This window comes from Mesorhizobium sp. M1A.T.Ca.IN.004.03.1.1 (genome assembly GCF_003997555.1).
In the GTDB taxonomy this organism is placed as follows: Bacteria; Pseudomonadota; Alphaproteobacteria; order Rhizobiales; family Rhizobiaceae; genus Mesorhizobium.
Genome location: NZ_RZTV01000010.1, coordinates 135,029 through 158,069, shown reverse-complemented (window position 1 = coordinate 158,069; position 23,041 = coordinate 135,029). Strand labels below are relative to the sequence as shown.

The 23,041-nt window shown below is 63.3% G+C and carries 19 protein-coding genes and 1 tRNA gene; 10 read left to right on the top strand and 10 right to left on the bottom strand.

What is annotated here, in order from left to right:
* Positions 1-125: 125 nt before the first annotated feature.
* Both EOD29_RS25385 and EOD29_RS25380 read left to right on the top strand, forming a co-directional pair.
* Positions 126-479: a DUF971 domain-containing protein gene (locus tag EOD29_RS25385; RefSeq protein ID WP_066989863.1), complete on the top strand. Its 354-nt coding sequence runs from the start codon at positions 126-128 to the stop codon at positions 477-479.
* 83 nt (positions 480-562) lie between these two features.
* Positions 563-1,174: a pyridoxamine 5'-phosphate oxidase family protein gene (locus EOD29_RS25380; protein ID WP_067320176.1), complete on the top strand. Its 612-nt coding sequence runs from the start codon at positions 563-565 to the stop codon at positions 1,172-1,174.
* A gap of 18 nt (positions 1,175-1,192) precedes the next feature.
* Here the strand turns inward: EOD29_RS25380 and EOD29_RS25375 are convergent, their stop codons facing one another.
* Positions 1,193-1,645 (bottom strand): MarR family transcriptional regulator, encoded by a 453-nt coding sequence (locus EOD29_RS25375; RefSeq protein ID WP_127248250.1) that lies wholly within the window; start codon positions 1,643-1,645, stop codon positions 1,193-1,195.
* Positions 1,646-1,692: 47 nt separating this feature from the next.
* Here EOD29_RS25375 and EOD29_RS25370 point away from each other — a divergent pair, with 47 nt between their 5' ends.
* The gene (locus EOD29_RS25370; protein WP_095800733.1) at positions 1,693-2,601 is read left to right on the top strand and encodes an alpha/beta hydrolase; all 909 of its coding nucleotides are present in this window, start codon (positions 1,693-1,695) and stop codon (positions 2,599-2,601) included.
* Between the two features lie 53 nt (positions 2,602-2,654).
* On the opposite strand, the gene EOD29_RS25365 is transcribed toward EOD29_RS25370, so the two are convergent.
* Positions 2,655-3,056, bottom strand: coding sequence for a rhodanese-like domain-containing protein (locus tag EOD29_RS25365; RefSeq protein WP_066989852.1), 402 nt, complete (start codon positions 3,054-3,056; stop codon positions 2,655-2,657).
* A 344-nt stretch (positions 3,057-3,400) separates the two neighbouring features.
* Here EOD29_RS25365 and EOD29_RS25360 point away from each other — a divergent pair, with 344 nt between their 5' ends.
* On the top strand, positions 3,401-5,275 hold the full coding sequence (locus tag EOD29_RS25360; protein ID WP_127248249.1) for a murein L,D-transpeptidase: 1,875 nt from the start codon (positions 3,401-3,403) through the stop codon (positions 5,273-5,275).
* On the opposite strand, the gene EOD29_RS25355 is transcribed toward EOD29_RS25360, so the two are convergent.
* Positions 5,267-5,737 (bottom strand): hypothetical protein, encoded by a 471-nt coding sequence (locus EOD29_RS25355; protein ID WP_127248248.1) that lies wholly within the window; start codon positions 5,735-5,737, stop codon positions 5,267-5,269. The genes EOD29_RS25360 and EOD29_RS25355 overlap by 9 nt on opposite strands.
* A 112-nt stretch (positions 5,738-5,849) precedes the next feature.
* Positions 5,850-6,341 carry a PepSY domain-containing protein gene (locus tag EOD29_RS37255; protein ID WP_245433031.1) on the bottom strand — a complete coding sequence of 164 codons (492 nt, stop codon included), beginning with the start codon at positions 6,339-6,341 and terminating at the stop codon, positions 5,850-5,852.
* A gap of 167 nt (positions 6,342-6,508) precedes the next feature.
* Here EOD29_RS37255 and EOD29_RS25345 point away from each other — a divergent pair, with 167 nt between their 5' ends.
* Positions 6,509-8,293 carry an adenylate/guanylate cyclase domain-containing protein gene (locus EOD29_RS25345; protein ID WP_095800730.1) on the top strand — a complete coding sequence of 595 codons (1,785 nt, stop codon included), beginning with the start codon at positions 6,509-6,511 and terminating at the stop codon, positions 8,291-8,293.
* A gap of 119 nt (positions 8,294-8,412) precedes the next feature.
* The gene (locus tag EOD29_RS25340) at positions 8,413-12,687 is read left to right on the top strand and encodes a cytochrome P450 (protein ID WP_127248247.1); all 4,275 of its coding nucleotides are present in this window, start codon (positions 8,413-8,415) and stop codon (positions 12,685-12,687) included.
* 16 nt (positions 12,688-12,703) lie between these two features.
* Here EOD29_RS25340 and EOD29_RS25335 read toward each other — a convergent pair whose 3' ends face one another.
* On the bottom strand, positions 12,704-13,390 hold the full coding sequence (locus tag EOD29_RS25335; RefSeq protein WP_067320180.1) for a Crp/Fnr family transcriptional regulator: 687 nt from the start codon (positions 13,388-13,390) through the stop codon (positions 12,704-12,706).
* Positions 13,391-14,033: 643 nt separating this feature from the next.
* Here EOD29_RS25335 and EOD29_RS36070 point away from each other — a divergent pair.
* Complete coding sequence (locus tag EOD29_RS36070) at positions 14,034-14,204, top strand: hypothetical protein (RefSeq protein WP_164750822.1); 171 nt, start codon at positions 14,034-14,036, stop codon at positions 14,202-14,204.
* Between the two features lie 85 nt (positions 14,205-14,289).
* Here EOD29_RS36070 and EOD29_RS25330 read toward each other — a convergent pair.
* Positions 14,290-14,364: transfer RNA gene (locus EOD29_RS25330), tRNA-Val, on the bottom strand.
* 126 nt (positions 14,365-14,490) lie between these two features.
* Positions 14,491-15,171, bottom strand: a complete 681-nt coding sequence (locus EOD29_RS25325; RefSeq protein ID WP_066989841.1) for a phosphoglycolate phosphatase — start codon at positions 15,169-15,171, stop codon at positions 14,491-14,493.
* 153 nt (positions 15,172-15,324) lie between these two features.
* Between EOD29_RS25325 and rpiA the strand changes: the two genes are divergently transcribed.
* The 3 genes from rpiA to gor all read left to right on the top strand — a co-directional run bounded on the left by rpiA (position 15,325) and on the right by gor (position 18,182).
* Positions 15,325-16,056: a ribose-5-phosphate isomerase RpiA gene (gene rpiA, locus EOD29_RS25320; RefSeq protein WP_066989839.1), complete on the top strand. Its 732-nt coding sequence runs from the start codon at positions 15,325-15,327 to the stop codon at positions 16,054-16,056.
* A complete protein-coding gene (locus EOD29_RS25315) occupies positions 16,043-16,678 on the top strand; it encodes a DUF2059 domain-containing protein (protein WP_127248246.1) in 636 nt (211 codons plus the stop codon). Before rpiA ends, EOD29_RS25315 begins: the two co-directional genes overlap by 14 nt.
* Before the next feature lie 115 nt (positions 16,679-16,793).
* A complete protein-coding gene (gene gor, locus EOD29_RS25310) occupies positions 16,794-18,182 on the top strand; it encodes a glutathione-disulfide reductase (RefSeq protein ID WP_127248245.1) in 1,389 nt (462 codons plus the stop codon).
* 52 nt (positions 18,183-18,234) lie between these two features.
* Here gor and mgtE read toward each other — a convergent pair whose 3' ends face one another.
* The 3 genes from mgtE to EOD29_RS25295 all read right to left on the bottom strand — a co-directional run bounded on the left by mgtE (position 18,235) and on the right by EOD29_RS25295 (position 23,041).
* Positions 18,235-19,599, bottom strand: a complete 1,365-nt coding sequence (gene mgtE, locus EOD29_RS25305) for a magnesium transporter (protein WP_067320042.1) — start codon at positions 19,597-19,599, stop codon at positions 18,235-18,237.
* A gap of 377 nt (positions 19,600-19,976) precedes the next feature.
* Positions 19,977-21,866, bottom strand: coding sequence for an ABC transporter ATP-binding protein/permease (locus EOD29_RS25300; RefSeq protein WP_066989828.1), 1,890 nt, complete (start codon positions 21,864-21,866; stop codon positions 19,977-19,979).
* A 494-nt stretch (positions 21,867-22,360) separates the two neighbouring features.
* Positions 22,361-23,041 carry a DsbA family protein gene (locus tag EOD29_RS25295; RefSeq protein ID WP_127248244.1) on the bottom strand — a complete coding sequence of 227 codons (681 nt, stop codon included), beginning with the start codon at positions 23,039-23,041 and terminating at the stop codon, positions 22,361-22,363.

Below are 23,041 nucleotides of genomic sequence, written 5' to 3'. Positions count from 1 at the left end.
CAAGATAGAAGCTCTCGATCTTTGGTAACATTCCCCGACCGACATTCTCTGTCGGCTGCCTTCTATCACCTTTTCGCACTGCGCGAACCGGCGTAGGGAAGGGCGCAACGCATATAGGAAGAAACATGACGGCGCCGAAGGAACTCAGGGTCTCGAAGGACCGCAAGCTGCTCACCGTCACCTTTGCCGGGCATCAGCCGTTTGAACTGCCGGCGGAGTTCTTGCGCGTGGCCTCGCCTTCTGCCGAGGTGCAGGGCCATTCGCCGGATCAGCGCGTGACTGTGCCCGGCAAGCGCAATGTCGCGATTCTTAAGATCGAGCCGGTCGGCAATTACGCGGTGCGCATCACCTTCGACGATTTCCACGACACCGGCATCTTCACGTGGAACTATCTTCACACGCTCGGGCATGAAAAGGACGAGCGCTGGAACGCCTACCTCGCCGAGCTGGCCGAGAAGGGGCTCAGCCGCGACCGCTAGCCTGGCGCCAAGACGTTTGACTGGGTGTCGTCAAAGCGTCATGGACATAGAGTAGCGCCGGCAAAAGGTCAGGAGGCGAAAAGATGTCGCTCATCACATCGGTCGAACAGCTCGAAGCCCTCTACGGCCTGCCTGGCGAGGCCTCGGTCGTCAAGGAGCTCGACCATGTGATCCCCGAATATGCAGCCTTCATTGAAGCCTCGCCTTTCGTGGCGCTGGCGACCTGCGGGCCGGAGGGGCTGGACTGCTCGCCGCGCGGCGATCTCGCCGGCTTCGTGCGCCTCCTGGACGAAAAAACGCTGATGATGCCCGACAGGCGCGGCAACAACCGCGCCGATTCGCTGAAGAACATTATTCGCGATCCGCGCGTCGGGCTGCTCTTCCTTGTGCCGGGCTCCGGCACGACGCTGCGCGTCAACGGCCGCGCCCATATCACAGCCGATGCCGAGCTTTGCGCGTCCTTCATGGTCGATGGCAAGCCGGCACGGTCGATCACCGTTGTCGCGGTCGACGCGGTCTATTTCCAGTGCGCACGCGCCATCGTGCGCTCGGAGCTCTGGAACCCGGCAAAGCATGCCGACCCGAAGTCGCTGCCGACGCCCGGCCAGATCCTCGAGCTCACCAGCCGCAGGAATATCAATGGCGCCGCATATGACAAGGAATGGCCGGAGCGGGCAAAGAAGACCATGTGGTAGCGGCATCGAGAGCGCCGGTCAGGCCTCCTTCAGGACATCGGCGATCTTGCGCATCTGCTCGCCGATCATGTCGCACTGCTCCGGCGTCGACTGGCTCATCGCCTTCTCGATGAGCGCCATATGTACTTTCAGCGCCCGCATCAGCAGGGCCTCGCCGGCTTCGGTGAGGTTCAACCGCAGCACGCGTTTGTCCTTTTCGTCGCCTTCGCGCCGCAACAGGCCGCGGGCTTCCAGTTGCGGCAACAGCATCGTGATGTTCGAGCGGCCGACCAAGAGCTTGCGGGCAAGGTCGTGCTGCGACATCCCGGGATGACGGTAGAGGTTCATCAGCACGTCGAGCTGCGCCGGTTTGAGATCGAGCGGCGCGAGCTTCACCGCCAGCGTGCGCTCCAGCACATGGCAGGCGCGCGCCACCGCAACCCAGTTGCGGAAGCGCGGATTGTCCCAGGGCAGCCCTTGCTTAATGTTCATGTTTGAACTATTATGTTCATGCTTGAACGAATGGTTGGACCGACACTATGGCATCATTTGGATTGAAGGTCATCCGAGGCGTCTTCGGCGCGGCCGAGCATGTCGCGCCGCGTCTCAGTGGCCGCGCCGCGTTCGAATTGTTCTGCCGGACGCCAAACGTCAAGGCCTTGAGCGATGGCGAGCGCCGCGCAGTCGAGCGCGCTGCGGGTTTCATGGCCGAGGCGCGCCATCACCGGCTGAAGACGAAGGCGGATTGCGTTGCGGTGCATGAGTTCCGGCCGGGGCCGAGCAGGGGCTCCCGCGGCACCGTGCTTGTCATCCATGGCTGGCGCTCGCGCACCGAATATATGCGAACTCTGATCGATGGGTTTCGCGACGCCGGCTACAAGGTGGTCTCGCTTGACCTGCCGGGCCACGGCCATTCGCTCGGGCGACATCTCAATATGGTGACCGCGGTCGACGCCGTGCGAGTCGCAGGCGAATGGTTCGGCCCGTTTGCCGCCGCCGTCGGCCATTCCTTCGGCGGCGCCGTCGCCGCCAATGCGGTTGCCGCTTCGGTGAAAGGCATGCCGCCGCTTGCGGCCGAGAAACTGGTTCTAATCGCGGCGCCGAGCTCGCTGCCGGCGATCTTCGACGATTTCAGCCACCGGCTCAATGTCGGGCCGCGCTCCCGGGTCGCCATGGCGGATCGGGTGAAGCATTTGTCGGGACGGCCGCTCAGCGATTTCACGGGCGACCGCCAGCTCGCCGAGGCTCCGGTGCCGACGCTGATCATCCATGCGCCGGACGACCGCGAAGTCCATGCCGATCACGCAAAACGATATGCGGGAGCCGGCGATCATGTGAGCTTGCATTGGGCCGAAGGGCTTGGCCACCGCCGCATCCTTGCCGACAAGGATGTCGTCGCGCGCGCCGTGGGCTTCGTCGCCGAGGAACGGCAACCGGCGCTGCATTGAAAATGACTGCGGGAGACGCCTGCTGGCGTCTTCCGTCCGTAGTTGCGAATGGCTCAGTCGGCCTTCTTCTTCTGCCCTGGCTCGACCGGCAGGCCGGCAGCCTTCCAGGCTGTGTAGCCGCCAAGGATGTGTTTGACCGGGGCGAGACCCATGTCCTGCGCCGTCTTGGTCGCCAGCGCCGACCGCCAGCCGCCGGCGCAGAAGAAGACGAAGGTCTTGCCGGAGGCGAAGAACGGCTTGTGGTAAGGGCTTTCGGGGTCGATCCAGAATTCGAGCATACCGCGCGTCACATGCTTGGCGCCGGGAATCTTGCCGTCGCGCTCGACCTCGCGGGGGTCACGTAGGTCGACGAAGATGGTGCCGTCATCCTCCAGCAGCCCGGCAGCTTCCTCAGGCGAAACCACCTCGATCTCGGCATTCGCTTCGTCGAGAAGTTCGCGATATCCCTTCTTCACTGCGCATCCTCCAGGCCATGGCTCGCGCCCGCCGGAATTTCGATCACAAAGACTGCTGTTTGTCACGGGCCGATGTTTGTCAGGAGGGAAGGTCGGCCATGGTCGCCAAGGCCGCACAGCGCCAACGCCTGATTGTTACCGAGGCGTCTGAAACCGGGAGCCGCCCTGCCGCATTGTGTCTCACACGGATGTGAAACTGTTCTGCAACACGGTCGCGAAAATTTATGGAAGCTTAACGGAATCAGTATGAATCGGTACAGTCGCGCATTACATCCGCCATGCGAAGGGCGGGACCGTCTAGCGGCGCGGAACGGGAAACCGGTTTCAACCGGTGCGGGTGAAGCATGAAAATCCTCGGGAACAAAATGGCCGTCATGCCGATCGCGATCGCGACGGCGCTTGCCTTCGGCCAGCAGCCGGCGAGCGCGCAGGGGCTGTTCGACATGCTGTTCGGCGGCGGCATCCGGCACAATTCCCAAGGAGAATTTCCGCCGCCGCCGAAGCCGCGCAAGGTGCAGCCTGGCACAGGCGGTAGCGTCAGGATCAGCAGCCCGACCTACAATACCTACAGGGCCGACAAGCTTGTGCGCGTCGACTTCAAGTCGCTGCTGCCCGCTCCGCCGCCCGCGACCGCGCAAGATGCTGCCTTTGTGCCCTCCGTAACCGGAAGCGCGTTCCGCGACGCGCTGGCGGGCCTGAGCGATTATGAACTCTTTGCCGAGCCCGATATCGCCAAGGCGCTCATCGCCTACTATTCGGCCAATCCGGATTTCATCTGGGTGACAGGGGATGCACCCAACAGCAGGGCGCAGGATGCCGTGCGGGTGCTTGGCGGAGCGGCGAGCTATGGCCTGACGCCTGCCGATTATTCCGTCGATGTTCCTGCGGCGGCCACGAATGCCGCCTTGCCCGAAGCGCGGACCAAGGAACTGGTTCGCTTCGAGATGGCGCTATCGGCGCGCGTGCTGCGCTACGCCCATGACGCCCAGAGCGGCCGAGTCGATCCGAACCGCATGACCGGCTATTACGATTTTCCGGGCAAGCCGCTCGATCTCGAAGGCGTGCTGAAGGCGCTGGCGCACACGCGAGAGGTGCGCACCTATCTCGAATCGCGGCACCCGCAGAACCCTGAATATCAGGCGCTGCGCGTCGAGTTGGAGTCGCTCCAGGCAAGCGAGGAGAACGAGATCGTCGTCGATCCGAAGCTGCTCCTGAAGCCCGGTGAAAGCAGCCCGGAACTGCCCAAGCTTTTGACTTTGATCGCGCGCAACCTCGATGACGAGATGGGCGGTGACTTTGGCGAGACCCTCGCCCGGCTCGGCAAGAGCGAGGTTTACGATCCTGAACTGGTGCCAGTGATCAAGGCGGTGCAGAAGCGGGCCGGCATGAAGGGCGACGGCGTCATCGGCCCGCGCACCGTCGCCTCGCTCGCCGGAACGTCCAAGGCCGACAAGGTCGAGAAGGTCATGGCGGCGCTTGAAGAGCTGCGCTGGCTCCCCTCCGATCTTGGCAGCCCGCGCGTCTTCATCAACCAGCCGGCCTTCACCGCAAGCTACATCGACAACGGCGAGGAGAAGCTGAAGACCCGCGTGGTCATCGGCAAGGTCACCAACCAGACCGCATTTTTCTACAACCAGATCAAGCAGGTCGACTTCCACCCCTATTGGGGCGTGCCGCAGTCGATCATCGTCAACGAGATGCTGCCGAGGCTGCGCAGCGATCCGGGCTATCTGGACCGCGCCGGCTATGAGGTGACGGATTCCAGCGGCAGGCGAGTTCCCTCTGCGGCGGTGGACTGGGGCGCCTACGGTGCCAAAATCCCGTTCAGCGTGCGCCAGCAGCCGAGCGAGGCCAATGCGCTTGGCGAGTTGAAGATCCTCTTCCCCAACAAGCACGCCATCTACATGCACGACACGCCGCAGAAGTCGTTCTTCGGGCGCGACATGCGCGCGCTGAGCCATGGCTGCATACGCCTGCAGGATCCGCGCGGCATGGCGGCCGCTGTGCTCGGCACGTCGGTCGACGACATCGCCGAGAAGCTGAAGCATGGTCATTCGACCGAGAATGTCACGCGCGTCATCCCGGTCTATGTCGCCTATTTCACCGCTTGGCCGGACATGTCCGGCAAGGTCGAATATTTCGACGACGTCTACGATCGCGATTCGAAGCTGATGCAGGCGCTGGATGCGACCGAAGCGGTGCGCGCACCGTCAACCTAAGCGCTCGATGAGCGGCCGCCTGAAACCGGCATCACGTCCGGCAATGAGCCAATAAACGAAACCGGCCACCAGCCCGGCCGCGACGATGATGCCAAGGTCGGCCCAGCGTTCCGGATCGTGCGGCGCGCCCGGCGAGAGCAGCATGAAACCGGCGGCCGCAACCACGCCGCCGAACAGCATATGCAGCCAGAAGCTCCGCAACGAGAAGACCTCGGCAATAAGCGCAAAGATCAGAGTCTGCATGCCGGTCGCCACGATCGTCAGGAAATAGACGAACATGCCAAGCGGCGGCACGACCAGCACGGCGACGGGCGTGAACTGCATCAGCTCGAAATAGCTTGGGGCGTTGGGCAGCGAGCTCAGCGCTGCATAGATCGCGACCAACGCGACCAATCCGACGAGCACCGCGATCAGATAGCCGGCGAGCACCATCAGGATGCGCTTTAGAACGTAGCCAACCATTCCCATGCACCCCCGTGCCCGCAATCATGGGCGCAGTCAGCCATCAAACGTGCATCGACGCAAGTCTCGGATAGGGAGGCGCCGGCCCAGCTGCGGGCGGCCGTATCAGGCGTTACTTCGGTTCGCCGGTGACCGGATCGTAGGTGATTTCGACCTTGGCCTTGTCGGTCGTGTAATAGGTAACGGTATAGCCGTCGCTGCTCCAGCCGACCTCCTTGATATATTGGAAGTCGCTCCGCTTCTCGACCTTGGTCAGGATTTCCGAGAGCTTCTTGGCATTTTGCGGCGGCAGCGCTTGCGCTTCGGCCGCGAAAGCCGACCCGCCGACAAGGAAAAACGCGATACCGCTTGCCAAAAGAACACCGCGCATGACTGCCCTCAATCTCTCGTGGTGGCATGAACGCGCTGACAACTCGAATCCGGGCCCGTTGGTTCCGCCAACGGGCCGCAACGCCTTGCTCCACAGTTGGTCCGTCACGGCCGGCGCGACCTCTATTCGCGAAAGCTTAAATAAGTAAAACGGCGTGAATCCAACAAGTAAGGAGGCTTCTGCAACATCGGACTTCAGGTAACGACCATGGCTTGCGCCGAAACCGCCTTCCATTAGCTGTTCGTGGTAGAGCTTTTGGCCAGACCCTGTTAGAGTCCCGGACCAACAGGGTGGCAACGGCGCGCCGAGCCTGCCGGGGATCTTCCATCGGCAAACGGCGAAGTTTTTTTGGAGCGGAAGTCGCCTGTTCTGAACCGAAAACAGGGACCGGGGGCTCAACCATGGCTGAACGGAACTATACCCGTCAGCTTGCGACAATCATTTCTATCGACGCCGTTGGTTTTTCGCGGCTGATGGGCATCGACGACGAGCGCGCCGTCGCGGCCTTCGAGGAAAGGCGCGATATCATCACCGACAGTTGCGGCGCCTTTGGCGGCCGCACGTTTGGCGTTGCCGGCGACAGCATCATGGCCGAATTCGGCAATCCAATCGAAGCCTTGCGCGCGGCGTTCGATTTCCAGGACCGGATCATGGCGCTCAATGCCTCGGCCGCGGATGAGATGCGCATGCCGTTCCGGGCCGGGATCAACACCGGAGACGTCATCGTCCGCGAGGGCCGCCTCTATGGCGACGACGTCAACATTGCCGCGCGCCTGCAGGAATTCGCTCCACATGACGGTCTAGCCATCTCAGAGACGACCTGGCACCACGTGAAGGACAAGACGGCCGCGGTTTTCACCGACCTTGGCGAGTTCATGCTCAAGAACATCGCCCTGCCTGTACGTGTGCTGATCGCCGGACGCGGCGGCAACGGCGCGGCGATTGCTGCGCCCCTGGCCGCCATCCCTACCGCTCCCGTCCATGACAGACTCGCATCGAAGGGCCCGCCGGCAATCGCGGTGCTGCCGTTTCACGGCAGCAACGGAGGCGAGCCTGACGTCGGCTACATGGCCGACGGCATTGCGGAAGACATCATCTACGGCCTGTCCAACACCCGCTGGCTCTCGGTGATCGCGAAGGGCTCCAGCTTCCAGTTTCGCGACGACCAGCTCGGAACCAGGCTCATCGGCAATGCGCTTGGCGCGCGCTACATCGTCGGCGGCACGCTGGCGCGCCACAGCGGGCAGATACGCCTCAACGCCTCGCTGACCGACACGTCGAACGGGCGCCTGGTCTGGTCGCAGCGCTTCGACCGCGACCTCATCGACATCTTCAGGCTGCGCGACCAGATCGGCAGCGAGATCGTTTCGATCCTCGACAAGGAGGTCGACCGAGCCGAGCAGGTGCGCACCTTCCAGGTGCCGTGGGAAAGCCTCGAGACCTGGCAGCTGGTGCGGCGGGGCCGCTGGCACATGAACAGGCGCACGCGCAAAGACACCGAGATCGCGCTCGAATTCTTCGAGAAGGCTTACCAGGAAGATCCGAATTCCAGCGCCGTGCTGAACGAGCTGGCATGGTGGTATTTCTGGCGCGCATGGCTGCGCTTCGGCGACAGCGACGACCTGGCCAAGGTCGAAGAATTTGCGCGCAAGTCGCTCTTGATGGACAGCCTCGACGCGCGGCCGCACGCCTATCTCGGGGCTGCCGACATCATGCGCGGCCAGCCGGCATCTGCGGCGGAGCATCTGGCCGAGGCGATCCACATCAATCCGAGCTTTGCCTTCGCCCGCTCGGCAATGGGCAGCGCGCGGCTGCTGCTTGGCGATGCCGCCGGCGCGATCCCGTCCTTCCTGGATACCGAGCGGCTGAGCCCGTTCGACCTCTACCGCTTTCACAATCTGGGCGAGCTGGCTGCCGCATACTGTTTGGTCGAGGACTGGCCGGCCGCAATTGCGGTTGCCGATCGCTCGCTCAACCTTTCGCCGGGCTATTTCTACGCCAGGTTCCTCAAAATCGGCGCCTTGATGCGGAGCGGCCGTCTTGAGGAGGCCGAACGCGAACGCGCCATTCTGGCAACCAGGCATCCCGATTTTTCCGAGCAGCGGATTCGCTGGATACCGTTCGTCGATCCTGCGAAGAACAACTTCCTGATCGCGAATTTCGGCCAGGCCAAGTCCATCGCATGATTGCCGGAACCGAACACCGATGATTGTGAAAAAAATCACATACGCCGGACCGAACCAAACCTAGGCCAGACAATAGCCGGCATCGCAGTGACGTGGACAGCCGGGGGGCTCGAACGCGCATGATCAAGTTGAAGTATTTCGCTGCTGTCCGCGCTGCCCAGAAGAGCCAGCGCCCTGTCGCCGAAATGCCGCCCTTCGATATCGACCGGCTCCGCGCCAAGGGGCTTGCGTCCCGTATCGCCGGCTTCCTTTTCAACGACCCGCGCTGGCTGCTGGCGCTGCTGCGCCGCTTCTGGCCGAACCTGGCCTTCGGCAATTTCCTGCTTGTCACCAAAGGCGTCGATGTGCGCGACATTTTGGAGCGCGGCGACGAGTTCGAGACGCCGTACGGGCCGGAAATGGCGGAACTGGCCAGGGGATCGAACTTCATCCTCGGCATGCAGGACGGGGCCGCCTACCGGCAAATGAAATCGGCCGTGCTGAGCGCCTTTCCGCCGGCGGAAGTCGAAGCCGCCGTCAGGCCGATCGCTGAGCGTCATTCGCGCGACATCATGACCCGGGCCAGCCCCGGCTTCGACGCCATCGGCGGGCTGATGAAGATCGTTCCGGTACGCATCTGTCGCGACTATTTCGGCCTCGAGATCGACGATGAAACCGAATTCGCCGACTGGTCGATCGCGCTCAGCGCGCTGTTCTTTTCCGATCCGACAGCGAGCCCAACGACACGTCAGCTCGCGATCGTCGGCGGCGATCGTCTGATCAAGGTCATCGACCGCTCGATTGCCGCGATCAGGGACAGGGGAGGGAAGGACGAACGGCCGCTGGCGCGCCTCGTCGCGCTCATGGATCAAGGGCGCCTATCGCAGCCCGACATCCATTCGATCATGCTCGGCATGATTGCCGGCTTCGTTCCGACCAATGTGCTTGCCGGCGGCAATTGCCTAGACGTCATCCTGTCGCGGTCAGATGCAAGGCAGGCTGTCGACGCAGCCATTGCAGCGGGCGGTACCGGCAAACTCGATCGGGCGATCCTGGAAGCCATGCGCTTCAAGCCGATCTGGGTCGGTCCGTGGCGCTACACCGCCCGTGACGCGGTCATCGGCCAAGGCACGCGGCGAGAGCGCCTTGTGAAGGCCGGAACGGTCGTCATGCCGGCGACGCTTTCCGCCATGTTCGATCCGGAAATCGTGCAAAGGCCAAACGAATTCGACACCTCGCGGCCTTATCGCGATTACATGGTGTTCGGCCACGGCATTCATCTGTGCATCGGGGCCGAGATGGCCCGCATTCAGATCGGCGAATGCGTTCGCGCCCTGTTCAGCAAGCCCAAGCTCCGCCGCGCGCGCGGCAGAGCCGGCAAGATGGTCAATGTCGGCGCCTATCCGGCCAGCCTCAAGGTCGATTTCGAGCGCTCGCCGCTTTGCCGCACAGTCGACCAGTCGATGGTCACCGTGGTTTGCCCGATCAGGCGTGCGGTGCCGCTGGATGCCGTGCGCGACAAGGTCGGCGCACTTGGCAACCCGGCGATCGACGAGGTGGGCAATGCGCTCGACAATGTCGGCACGGTCCACTTCGCCAGCCTGGCTGTCGCCGCCACCGGCAGGGACGAGAAATTGGACCTCGAGACGGGCGCGCTCGTCCTCGAAATCTCGGGCGACGGCAGCACCGACGATGTCATCGGTACCATCACGCAGGCCATAGGCCACCGGCTGCGGCCGATCTTCAGGGCCGTATGCGGTCTGCCCGACGACGCTTCGCTGCAGGACTTCCTGAAGAAGCATCACATCGAGATCTCGCCGTCCTTCGGCAGCACGGCAGGGCTGGTTTTTTCCGGAACGCCTGGCCATTCGGTGCGCCGCATCCTGGCCGAGGCAGAGCTCGCCGACAGTGTGCGCGAGATCGTCGAAAAGCCGCGCGCGGGTACTGGCAACGCCCTTGCTGTGCTCACCGAGGCGCGCCGGCATGCCCAGTCGCTAGGAAAGTTCGGCTGGGCCTTCGAGCCGGCTGAGAGCCTGCTGGAGCGGCCTCCGGGCCGCTGGTGGCGAGCCTTGACGACGACGCTGCTTGCGCCGGCTGTGCTCGCCACCGTCGCGATCGTCATACTTGCCTGCTGGCGCATGACCTATGTGCTCGTGTTCGGCAATCCGCACGGTGTCACCTTCACCAACGTCGCAATTGCCAGCACCGCGCTTCTGCTGGCGGTGCTGGGGCTGCTCGCGATAGCCCTGCTGTTCATCGGCTTGTGCTTCCTCAGCCTGCGGCGCCTCGAGGACAAGGACCGGCCGCAGAACACGCCGGTCGATCTCGGCGCGCTGGACAGAATCCTCGCCAATGAGGACCACTGCGCCCAAAACCATCTCACCGCGATATCGACGATGAAGGCCGGCACCTTGCGGCGACTGGCGCTGAGGCTTTCCTTCTATCTGATCTCGATATCGGCGCAGAAAGTGTTCAAGCCGGGGTTCCTCGCCACCATAAACACCATTCACTTCGCCCGCTGGGTGCTGCTGCCGGGCACCGACAAGCTGATGTTCTTCTCCAACTATGGCGGCAGCTGGGAAAGCTATCTCGAGGACTTCATCGCCAAGGCCTCAGAGGGCCTGACCGGCGTATGGAGCAACACGGAAGGCTACCCGCGCACGCGTTGGCTCTTCCTCGACGGCGCGCGCGACGGGGACCGCTTCAAGCGCTGGGCGCGGCGTCAGCAGGTGTCGACGCTGTTCTGGTACTCTGCCTATCCGCATCTCAACACCGCGCGCATCCGTATCAACTCGAAGATCCGGCGCGGCATTGCTTCCGCCACCGGCAGCGAGGCCCGCAACTGGGTGAGCCTGTTCGGCTCGCTGCAGCGGCCGCAGGCAAGGCCGGCTGCAACCGTCGGCCGTGAACCGGCGCCTTCGCCCGTGGAAGAACTGGAAGCCGGCGAGATCCAATCCATTTTCTTCGGCCCGTTCGGCGCGCTTGGCCACGCGCATATGCTGGCGATCCGGGTGCCGGAAGAACTGCCGGCCATGCAACGCAGAGCGTGGCTGGACTTCGTCATCGACAAGACCAGTTTCGGCGACGGCGTGCCGGCCGGACGCGCCATGACGGTGGCCTTCGGTCCCGACGGTTTGCGCCGTCTTGGGCTGAAGGGCGGCGTCGACGACGATCCGCTGGACACATTCCCAGCTGCCTTTCGCCACGGCATGGGCAATCCAGAGCGCAGCCGCATCCTCGACGACACCGGCCCCGATGCGCCTGAGAAATGGCAGTGGGGTTCGGCCACGGCGCCGGTCGACGCAGTCGTCATCTGCTACGCCGCGGAGCCGGCGGTACTGAAGGGGGAGGTTGCGGCCGCGAAGCGAAAGACGACAGGCGCAGGGATGAAGATCGTTGCCGAATTGCCGCTTGTCGTGAACCGCGAGCCAAAGAAGGACGGTGGGACAACGCAACATGCCGGCAACGACGGCAAGCCGGAGCGCGCCCGCGCCTACGAGCATTTCGGCTTTGCCGACGGCGTCTCGCAGCCGATCGTCAGGGGTACGTCGCGCGCCAGCAAGGGTGCCGCGCCGATGCACCTGGTCGCGCCGGGCGAGTTCCTGTTCGGCTATCGCGACGAGCATGGGTTCTATCCAGCCTCGCCCTCCGTCCGGGCGGCGCAGGATCGGACCGGCATCCTGTCTCAGGTGCGGCGCAACCGGCAGATCCCCGGTCAGCCCCCGCCGCCGCGCGATTTCGGCCGCAACGGCTCGTTCCTGGTCGTGCGCCAGTTCGAGCAGCATGTCGAGTTGTTCGATGACTATTGCAAGCATGCCGCCGCGCGGGCTGCGCGCGAGACCGGCGACAACGCCATCACGCCGCGCTGGGTCGCGGCCAAGATGCTCGGCCGCTGGCAGGACGGCAGTTCGCTGGTGCGCAACCCCGATGGCCGCCCGGGTCGTGGCGTCGACAACGACTTCGCGCTCGGCGCCGAGGACCCACAGGGGCATCGCTGTCCGCTCGGCTCGCACATACGCCGTTCCAATCCGCGCGACTCGCTTGGCGAGGATCGCGAGACGCAGATCAGGATCGGCAAGCGCCACCGCATCCTGCGCGTCGGCCGCACCTATGAGAAGAAGGACCGCAGCGGGAAGGTCGAGAAGGGGCTTCTCTTCATGTGCCTCAACGCCGACATCGAACGCCAATACGAGTTCATTCAGCAGACCTGGGTCTCGTCGAGCTCGTTCCAAGGCCTTGTCGGCGAAAAGGATCCGACGATCGGCGCGCGCGACGGCGGCGGCCGATTCTCGATTCCGTCCTGGGAAAAGGTGACGGTGCTCAGGGACATGCCGCAATTCGTCACCACGAAAGGCGGCGGCTACTTCTTCATGCCGAGCCGGTCCGCGCTGCGCTACCTGATTTCGCGGCTCTGATTCGGGTCAGAATCGTTCAGTCGTCGTCCTGCGAAGCGGCGATGTGGTTCAGCGCGGCGGCATTTGTGATGCGCAGCCCGCCGCGTTTGATGTCGATCATGTGCCGGTTGCGCCAGTCGTTGAGCGTCTTGTTGACCGACTCGCGCGTCGCGCCGAGGAATTCGCCGAGTTCCGATTGCGAAATTGGGATCCAGCCGGCGGGGTCGGCCATGACGCCGCTGAGGAACACCAGCCGTTTCGCCAGCCGGGCCTCGATGCCGAAGAAGGCCTGGTCGCCAAGCTCGCCGCTGACCCAGCGCAGCCGCGTGCACAGCAGCTCGATCATGGCGCGCGCTAGCGGTGGATTTTTTTCAATGCGATCAAAGAGTTGCGTGCGACTGAGAGAAACCAGCTCGCATGCGGTGAGGCAAATGGCGGTTGCCGTGCGCGGGCGTCCGTCGAGCGCGCCGATCTCGCCGATCAGGCTGCGCGACAGCTCGATATTGGCCACCAGCTTCTGCCCGCCCGGTGAATAGAGCGAAATCTCGACCGTGCCGCTCATCACGCCGTAGATGCGGTCGGATGCGTCCTCCTGGACGAACAGGTGCTGACCGGCGGCATAACGTTCGACCTTGCAGCCGCCGAATAGCAGATCGAACTGGCGCGGATCGATCCGCGCCAGACGCGGCAGGGTGCTCCTGTCGTCTGCGCTGGCTGTGGACATGATGCGGTTCCGCCTCTCGTTTAGCGGAAATTGTATGACAAGTGCATGCTCGATCAAGGCCTGTCTCCTTTCGTGCGATTGCGGCAACACACGACGGCCTTTGTAGATCGGGCGCCAGTCGTGCGCTGCCGGCATCAAATTGGCCGGCAACTGTCCCTTGCAGCGGGAAACCGGAGCGCGCTGGCGGACGCGAACCGAACTACGAAACGCCGTTCGCGCGCGTGGCGGGAGGTGACCGACGCGCGCGAACAGCAAATCTGAAAATGGCTAGGTGATCGAAACTTCCTGCCGAGCTTTCAGGCCCGGAGGCCGTTGGAGCCCATGCATCAGTGCCACCCGGTGCGATATCTGTGCGCGACGCCTCCGCGGCGTATGTGAAGGCGATCACAGAAGCGTCGCCTGTCCAGCAGCGGCTTGCCGCCGCCCTGCATGGACCAGTCCGACGACCCCGACCGACGAACTCAGCGCCTTCGAACGAAATGTCGGCGACAAGGGCAGCGGCCCGGTTGTCGGCACCCGCCGCAGCAGGCACCATATTGCGGCAGTGCTTCAAAAGGCAATTGCGGAAAATCGAAAACCGATCTATGGAGCGCGCGGCTGATTGAGGGCGGCCATCATCCTATTTGCATAGGTTCGCTGCCCCATGCCCGATAACTTCTCGCGTGTAATCGCATTTCTTGCCGTGGTTATGGCCCTGCTGTTTGCCGGGCTGCATTTCCAACAGGGCAACATCATAGCCACGCTCTACTTCATGACCGGCGCCATTCTGGTGACGGGAGTAACGCATTTGAATGTGCGCCGAGGCCTGATCTAAGCGGCCTCCCGGACGCGAGCTGCCCCGCTGCACGAAATCGAAGAGGTTCATCGCGGCCGGATCATCCAACTTTCGGTAAGTTGGATGGTGGGCGATGCAGGGATTGAACCTGCGACCCCACCCGTGTGAAGGGTGTGCTCTCCCGCTGAGCTAATCGCCCGCTCGTTGCCCGAAGGCCGAAGCGAGCCGCGATATAAGGGAGGCGCGTGCGCGAAGTCAAGGCAATGTGCCGACGTTATCCTGCGGACCGATTTCGGGTTCCTGCCGGCTCGATCTGGGCAGGCGCTCAGCGCGCCGCAGCGATCAGACGCTGGGCCAATTCCGGCGTCAGCGTGTCGAAATGCGAGATCACCAGCGTCGGTTCGAACTCGCGCACATGACGATCCGTATAGCCGAAATCGACCGCCACCACCGGAATACCGGCCGCCTTGGCGGTGTCGATGTCGGTCTGCGAATCGCCGACCATCAGGGCGTTGTGCGGATCGCCGCCAGCCAGTTTGATGGTTTCGGTCAGATGGCGCGGGTCGGGTTTGCGGAAGGCAAAAGTGTCCTGGCCGCAGATCGCGGCAAAGTATTTGTCGAGACCGAGCGCGCCGATCAGCGTCGCCGAATTCGCTTCATACTTGTTGGTGCAAACCGCCATCAGATAACCGGCGGCCTGGAAGTGGTCGAGAGCCGCGACCACGCCGGGATAGGGGCGGGACTTGCCTGGAATGTTGATCGTGTAGTGGTCCAGGAAAAGCTTCAGCAGCCGGTCGTGCTCTTCCGCCATCAGCGCCTTGTTTTGCGCCGCATGCGCGCGTTCGATCATCACGCGGCCGCCATGGCCGACGTAGCGCTTGAAGCCGGCTTGGTCGACCGCGGCAAGCTCCGCGGCCGCCAGGCTGTGGTTGAGGCTGTCGAGCAGATCCGGCGCAGTGTCGATGAGCGTCCCGTCGAGGTCGAACACGATGATCGGTCGGGTCATGGCCAGTCCTGAATGATTGAGGTTCCGCAGCCGATACAAGCTGGGCGGTGGTCAAGCAAGCCGCCTCCATCGGTCCACAGGCAGAGCCTTTGACGGGACAGGCAAAAATGCTAGGAGGCGCGCCAAACCATGGAAATCGGGGACAGGAGCGGCATGGACGCAAGGCAGATGAAGGTCGAGGCCGCGCGTGCGGCGCTCGCCCATGTCAGCAGCGGCATGCGGCTCGGCATCGGCACGGGCACGACCGCCGACGAGTTCGTCCGGCTGCTCGCCGAAAAGGTCGCGACCGGCCTCAGCGTCATCGGCGTGCCCACATCCGAGCGCACCGCGGCACTCTGCCGCGAGCTTGGCGTGCCGCTGTCGACGCTCGAGGAAACGCCGGAGCTCGACCTCACCATCGACGGCGCCGACGAGATCGATCCCGCGCTGACGTTGATCAAGGGTGGGGGCGGGGCGCTGCTGCGCGAGAAGATCGTCGCGGCGGCGTCGCAGCGCATGATCGTGATTGCCGACCAGTCCAAGATGGTCGAGACGCTTGGCCGTTTCCCGCTGCCGATCGAGGTCAACAAGTTCGGCCTGCGCGCCACCGAGATCGCGGTCGGCGCGGCGGCGGCAAGCCTCGGCCTTGCCGGCCCGGTGACATTGAGGATGACGGGGGAGCAGCCATTTGTTACAGACGGCGGCCACTTTATCCTCGATGCATCTTTTGGCCGCATTCCGGATACAAGAGCGCTTTCGAATGCTCTCTTCGCCATTCCAGGCGTTGTCGAGCACGGTCTATTCATCGGGCTGGCGTCAACCGCCGTCATCGCCGGCGGCGACGGCATCCAAACCGTCCATGCCGCCCGAAAACCAGGGAGTTCTATCGACCATGATGTTGCATAAACGGGTTCGCCGCCTTTCGACCATTCTGGCGGCCTCAGCGGTGCTTGCGCTGTCCTCGCCGGCGTTTTCGCAGGATATCAGCGAATCGCATCTGAGGGCCGCACGGGCCGCAGTTGCGGCTATCCACGCCACCGACCCGTTCGACAATATCCTGCCGCAGGCGGCGGCCGCGCTTGAGAACCAGCTGATCCAGAAGAATCCCGACATGCAGGAACTGATCGGCAAGACGGTCACCGAAAAGGCCATGGGCTTGGCGGCGCGCCGCGCCGACCTGGAGAAGGAGGCGGCGCTCGCCTACGCCAAGGTGTTTTCCGAAAAGGACCTCAACGATATCGCCACTTTCTACAGCTCGGAAGCCGGCAAGAAGCTGCTCGACAGCGGCCCGGCGGTCACGCGCGACCTGGTGAAGGCGGCCGACATTTGGCAGAACGGGGTCGCCCGCGACCTCGCCCAGCAGGTCGGCGAAACGCTCGCCGCCGCCGCAAAGGCCGCGGCTCCGGCCAAGCCTGCGAAGGATGCGACCGCTCCTGCCGACGGCTCCGCTCCTGCCGATAATTCGGCGCCTGCAGACGACCAGGCTCCTGCCGACAACTCGGCTCCTGCCGACAATTCGCAGAACTGATCCGTTTCAAGCGGCCGACGGCCGACTTGACCAGAAGAGCCCGGATTTCCGGGCTTTTCTTTTGCCTGCTGTCCGCCTACCTGTGACACACTTCCATTGCGCAGGAGTCCTTTCGATGGCCGGTTACGACTATGATCTCTTCGTCATCGGCGGCGGCTCCGGCGGGGTGAGGGCGGCCCGTGTGGCTGCCTCGCTCGGCAAGCGCGTCGCCATTGCCGAGGAGTATCGCTATGGCGGTACTTGCGTCATCCGCGGCTGCGTGCCGAAGAAACTTTATGTCTATGCCTCGCAATTCCCCGAACATTTCGCCGATGCCGCCGGCTATGGCTGGATGGTGCCCGAGGCAAGCTTCGACTGGCCGACGCTGGTCGCCAACAAGGACAAGGAGATCGCCAGGCTGGAGGCGATCTACAAGAGGAATGTCGAAGGTGCGGGCGGCGAGGCCTTCCACTCGCGCGCCGTGCTGGTCGATCCGCATTCCGTCTATCTCACTGCCGAAGACCGCACCGTCAGCGCCGACCAGATCCTGATCGCCACGGGCGGCCGTCCGGCTCCGCACCCGGCGCTTTCCGGCCACGAATATTGCATCTTCTCCAACGAAGCCTTCGATCTCAAGGAATTGCCGAAGGCGATCATGATCGAGGGCGGCGGCTATATCGCCGTCGAATTCGCCAACATCTTTCATGGACTGGGCGTCGACACCACGCTGGTCTACCGTGGCCAAGAAATTCTTTCGCGCTTCGATATGGACCTTCGCCGCTCGCTGCACGAGACAATGGAGAAGAAGGGGATCAGGATCCTCTGCCGTTCGATCTCGGAATGGGTGCGCAAGACCGCTGAGGGCAGACTGGACGTGCTGCTCTCCAGTGGCCAGACGCTGACCGTCGACCAGGTCATGCTGGCGATCGGCCGCATCCCGAACACGGAGAATATGGGACTCGAAGGCATCGGCATGGAGCTCGGCAAGACCGGCGCGATCATCGTCGATGAATTTTCCCGCACCAGCATCGACAATATCTGGGCGATCGGCGACGTCACCCACCGCGTGCAACTGACGCCGGTGGCCATCCACGAAGCGATGTGTTTCATCGAGACAGCCTTCAAAGGCAATCCGACAGCGCCAGACCATGATACCATTCCGACGGCCGTGTTTTCGCAGCCCGAGATCGGCACCGTCGGCTTGTCCGAGGACGAGGCGGTCAAGCGCTTCCCGGACATCGAGATCTATCGCGCGTCTTTCCGTCCCATGCGGCACACGCTGTCGGGCCGCGACGAAAAGATGCTGATGAAGCTGGTGGTCGACGGCGCGTCGCGGAAAGTGCTCGGCGCCCATATCCTGGGACCGGACGCCGGCGAGATGGCGCAGCTGCTCGGCATTCCGCTGAAGGCGGGGCTGAGCAAGGACGATTTCGACCGCACCATGGCCGTCCACCCGACAGCGGCGGAGGAGCTGGTCACCATGTACAAGCCGACCTATCGCGTGAAGAACGGGGAGCGGGTTTGAAGCCAAGCCGGGAAGGCGCCGCCGGCCATGCCGGCGGCGCGAAGCTTCTTGGCTAGAGGAGCGTGCCGCGCAGGATCACCAGAGCCACCGAGAAATAGATCACCAGCCCGGTGACATCGACCAGCGTGGCGACGAACGGTGCCGAGGCGCTTGCCGGATCGAAGCCGATGCGCTTCAGCGCGAAAGGCAGCATCGATCCCGACAGCGAGCCGAAGGTCACGATGCCGACCAGCGCCGCGCCAACCGTTGCCGCGATCAGCATCCAATGCGGGCCATAGTCGTAGAAGCCGAAATACTGCCAGAGCGCGATGCGGCAGATGCCGACTATGCCGAGGATCGAGCCGAGCACCAAACCGGTCGGCAGCTCGCGCAAGGCGACACGCCACCAGTCGCGAAGGCCGATCTCGCGCAGTGCCAGCGCGCGGATGACGAGCGAGGTCGCCTGCGAGCCGGAATTGCCGCCCGAGCTCATGATCAGCGGGATGAAGAGGGTGAGCACGATCGCCTTCTCCAACTCGCCCTCGTAGCTCTGCATGGCGTTCGCCGTGAGCATCTCGCTGAGGAACAGTGCGCATAGCCAGCCGGCCCGCTTCTGGATCATGGCGAGAAAGCCCATCTTCATATAGGGCTCGTCCAGCGCCTCCATGCCGCCGAAACGATGAACGTCTTCGGTCGTTTCCTCGACCATGGTGTCGATGATGTCGTCGATGGTGACGATGCCGAGGATCTTGCCGTGATCCACAACCGGCAGGGCGAGCAGATCGTATTTGGAGATCGTCTGCGCCAGCGTTTCGCGATCGGTCAGCGGCGTGACCGTGACCGGCATGCGATCCGGCGCCACCGACAGGATCGAGTCCTGAGGCTCGCCGGTGATCAGCCGGCGCAAGCCCGTCGCCCGCAGCAGGAGCTGCGTCTCCTTGTCGGTGATGTAAATCGCATAGACGGTCTCGCGCGTGCGCTCGACTTTGCGGATGTAGTCGAGTGTGCGGCCGACGGTCCAGTCCGAAGGCACGCTGACGAACTCGGTCGTCATGATCGAGGCGGCGCTGCCTTCGGGATAACCGAGAATCGAAAGCAGCGTCGCGCGCAGCGGTGGGGCAAGCGCGCCAAGCAGTTCCGAGCGCGCAGGCTCATCGAGCTCGCGCAGGATGTCGGCTGCGCGGTCGACCGACATGGCGGTGAGCAGCTTGCCTGCTTTCGCGCGCGGCAGGGCTGCGGCGAGTTCCGGCGCGCTTTCGAGCTCCGGCTGGTCGAAGATTTCGACCAACCGCTCGAACGGCACCGCGCAGAGCAGCTCGATGGCCGTCTCGCGAGGTTCGCGGTTGAGGGCTTCGACGACGTCGGCGACGTGGTCGTTGGCAAGAACACGGGCAACGGCGACCGCTTCGTCGTCCAATACGGATGCGAATTCATTCATGGCTCACTCCTTGCCGTCCGGCAGGACGTGAGCCGTCAGGTCACGTCAAGGCGGACGGCGGTTGCGTTCGACTGTGACTGTCGCCAGGCATGGCGGGTTTGACCTTTCTGCTCGCGGGGTAGCGCATGACTCCCCGAAAAATCGGCTCCGATTTTCGGAAAGGATCATGCGCAATTCTAAGATTCTACAGCGTCCTTTACGCGTCCGAAGGGCGCGTGGCGGTGTAGGTTTTAAATCTGCGAGCGGGCGCAACATAGGAGCGCGTTTTGCCGAGTCAATCGCGAAGAGCGCTGAAAATGAGCGAAGCATTGCCGGATCGCGAGACTGTGATCGACAGTGGCCGCTGCCGAGGCGACGGACCAGGGCTGGGCTGATTGCTATTTCTGCTTGAGCCGCCGGAAGCGCAACCATTTGTCCTCGGCCGGCCGGGGCTGCGCGAGGATCGTCGTGAGCTCGCGCGGCAGAGCGGGAGCGAGCGGCTTCTTGGTCGCGACGCCATCGGAGATCGCCACGACGCTATGATAGAATTCCTCTCCGGAAAGCGACCGCGGCGGAACGGCCTCGTGCATCACGCTGATCACGGTTACATCGGGGCAATTGACCTTGATCGCTTCGTGGAAGGCGATCTTGCCTTCGGGGTCGAGAGCGCCGGTCGCTTCGTCGAGGAAGAGCAGTCCCGGCTGCTGCAGGATGATGCGGGCTACCACCAGCTTCTGCTTCTGCCCGCCTGACAGGACCTGATCCCAGAGCTTGCCTTCGCGGCTCTCATCGGCCAGGTGGCCGATGAATTCGCCGAGTCCGGCCTTGTGCAGCGCGGCCGCCACCAGCACGTCGGTGTGATCGTTTTCCGAACCCGGCAGACAGACGAGCTGCTTCAGCGAGACCTGCTGCAGCTTGACCTCCTGGGCGGCATAGAAGCTCGTCACCCCTTCCGGGAACACGATGGTGCCGCGACCATAGGGCCACAGACCATTGATTGCCTTGATCAGCGAGGTCTTGCCGCAGCCGGACTCACCCTTGAGGAATGTCCACTCGCCGCGGCGGAAGCGCAGGTTGGCGGCGCTCAGGAAGGGCGTCGCATCCTCGCCCTGATGCGCCAGCTCCAGCTTCTGGATGGTCAGGCCGAAGACGGGATTTTGCGTGGCATAGCTGAAGTCCGAGCGGCCGGTCTGGCGATAGAACTCCTGCGGCTGCTGGACGTTCTCGATGGCGCTGGCGAGCTCGGTCACACGCTGGCTGTTGGCCCTAAGCGTGGCGATCGCGGGCATGACATGGATGAACCACGAACACTGGCTGATCAGCTGCGCGACCATTTCAGAGCCGGTTATGTAGCCCTTGAGATCGAAGCCGTTGTGAATGAACGGCACGAGACCGGGTCCGTAGGAAACGATGCGGGCGCCGATGAAATTGTAGATCAGCTCGAACGACATGTAGCTGGTGTTGACGACGTTCAGCCGCCCCCAGGTCTTGTCGATGTCGACATAGAGCTTGTCGTGCATCGTCTTCTGCACATCCTCGCCGTGTGAGGCGGCGACGTGGAAGCTGCGGCGCAGGAAGGTCGTCAATTCGCTGCGATAACTGCCTTCGGCCTGTTGCATGCGGATGTTGAGACGTTCGAGCAGGCCGCCGAGCTTCACCGCAATCCAGGTGTTGAGCGGCACGTAGGTCGCGACCGCCAGAAAGGCCAGCACGGCACTGCCGTAGCTGCCGAGGAACTCCAGCCCTTTGACCTCCACCGAGGCCCCGATCAAATTCTCGCCGACGAAATAAAGCGACGTCGCCACGCCCAGCACGCCCATGGCGAGGCCGATGGCGCCGCCCGTCATGTCCTTGATCGATTCCTGGATGCGCTGGTCGATGTTGTCGGGAGCGACGATACCGCCGGCAACCGAGCCATGCTGGGCATGGAAATGGGTATGGTTGCCGTCGAGCAGCGCCCGGTTGAATTGGCTGTTCAGCCAGCCCCGCCATTTGCGATGCAAGGTTGCGGAAACGAGATTGCGCACTCCGGTGAAGCCGGCGTCCTTGAGCACGACCAACAGCACCAATATGCCGGCATTGGTCAGAAGCGTCTGGAGCGGATTGATATTGGCGGCGTCGTGGAAGAAGGCGATCGAATTCACCAGCTCGCCCGATGCCATGGCAAACCACACGCCAGCCTTGCTGGAGAGCGCTGTCAGCAGCGCGATGACGAGGGTAAGGGTCCAGGCTTCCTTCCACCGGTCGGAGAACCAGTAGGCTCGCATCAGCCCCCAGAATGTGCGCATCGACGATACCGGCGTCAGGGGCGAGGGCCTTGCCGCCTCGCTGGATGTTTGCTCCGGTACTGTACGTCGCGGTCTACCGACCCGAATCACGATCCCGCCCGAACCTTTCCTGTTTTGTTACACATGGTAACACCAATTGATCATTTTCCATTAATTTTCTTCCCCCGAATGGGAACAGGGTTACCGGCCGTGGCATGAAGGCAACAGAAAAGCTTTGCCGGCTAATATCTATCGGAGGGGAATTCGTGTTTTGGTTCAGCCGGTTGGGAACAGAGTTTCGGCTGGAAAGGACTTTCCCCAGGGGAAGCCAAAAACACGGTTTTGTGAAGGAATATTCAGCCCGATGCGCGGCCGGTCCATGGTTGAAGGGCTCGAAAAGTCCCTTCAGGAGACCTGGGGTTACCTCGAATCAACCGCCGTAGTCCGCGGGAATCTCTCTCAGCAGTCATCACGGGCTTCCGCGTCGGCTGGGCGGAGGGGTGATGCGACCTGATTTAGCCCGCCGTTTCGAGCTCACCGCGCGCCTTGGCCGCAGCGACCTGGCGGATAGCATCGGCCAGCGTGTCGGCGTCCTGCGCGCCCATAACGGCATATTTGCCTTCGAGCAGGAAACAGGGCACGCCGGTGATGCCCATGCGCGAGGCGGTGGCGATCTCGTTGCGCACCGCCTCGACATCGGCATCCGTGGGCAGCAGCGTCTCGACCACGGAACCGTCCATGCCGGCTTCGCGGGCGGCTTCGGTTAGGACGGCATGGTCGCCGAGATTGGCGCCTTCCTCGAAATTCAGCTGGAAGAGGCGTCGCACCAACCGGTTCTGCACGTCCTCGCCGGCAGGCCCCGCCCAACGGATAACGCGGTGGGCGTCCAGCGTGTTGGGAGCGACCTTGATGGCGCCGAAGGCGAAATGGATCCCTTCCGCCTCGCCGAGCGGCTCAATGCGCGCATGGATCTGCTGGATGCGTTCTTCGCTGCCGAATTTGCCCAGCATGTATTCGCGGCGAACCATGCCGCCTTGCGGAATGGTCGGATCGAGCTGGAACGGCCGCCAGCGCACGTGCACGTCGATATCGCCGGCAGCGGCGACCGCCCTGTCCAGCCGCTTCTGGCCGATGAAGCACCAGGGACAGACGACATCCGACACCACATCGATGGTGATCGAGTTCTCCGCGCTCAT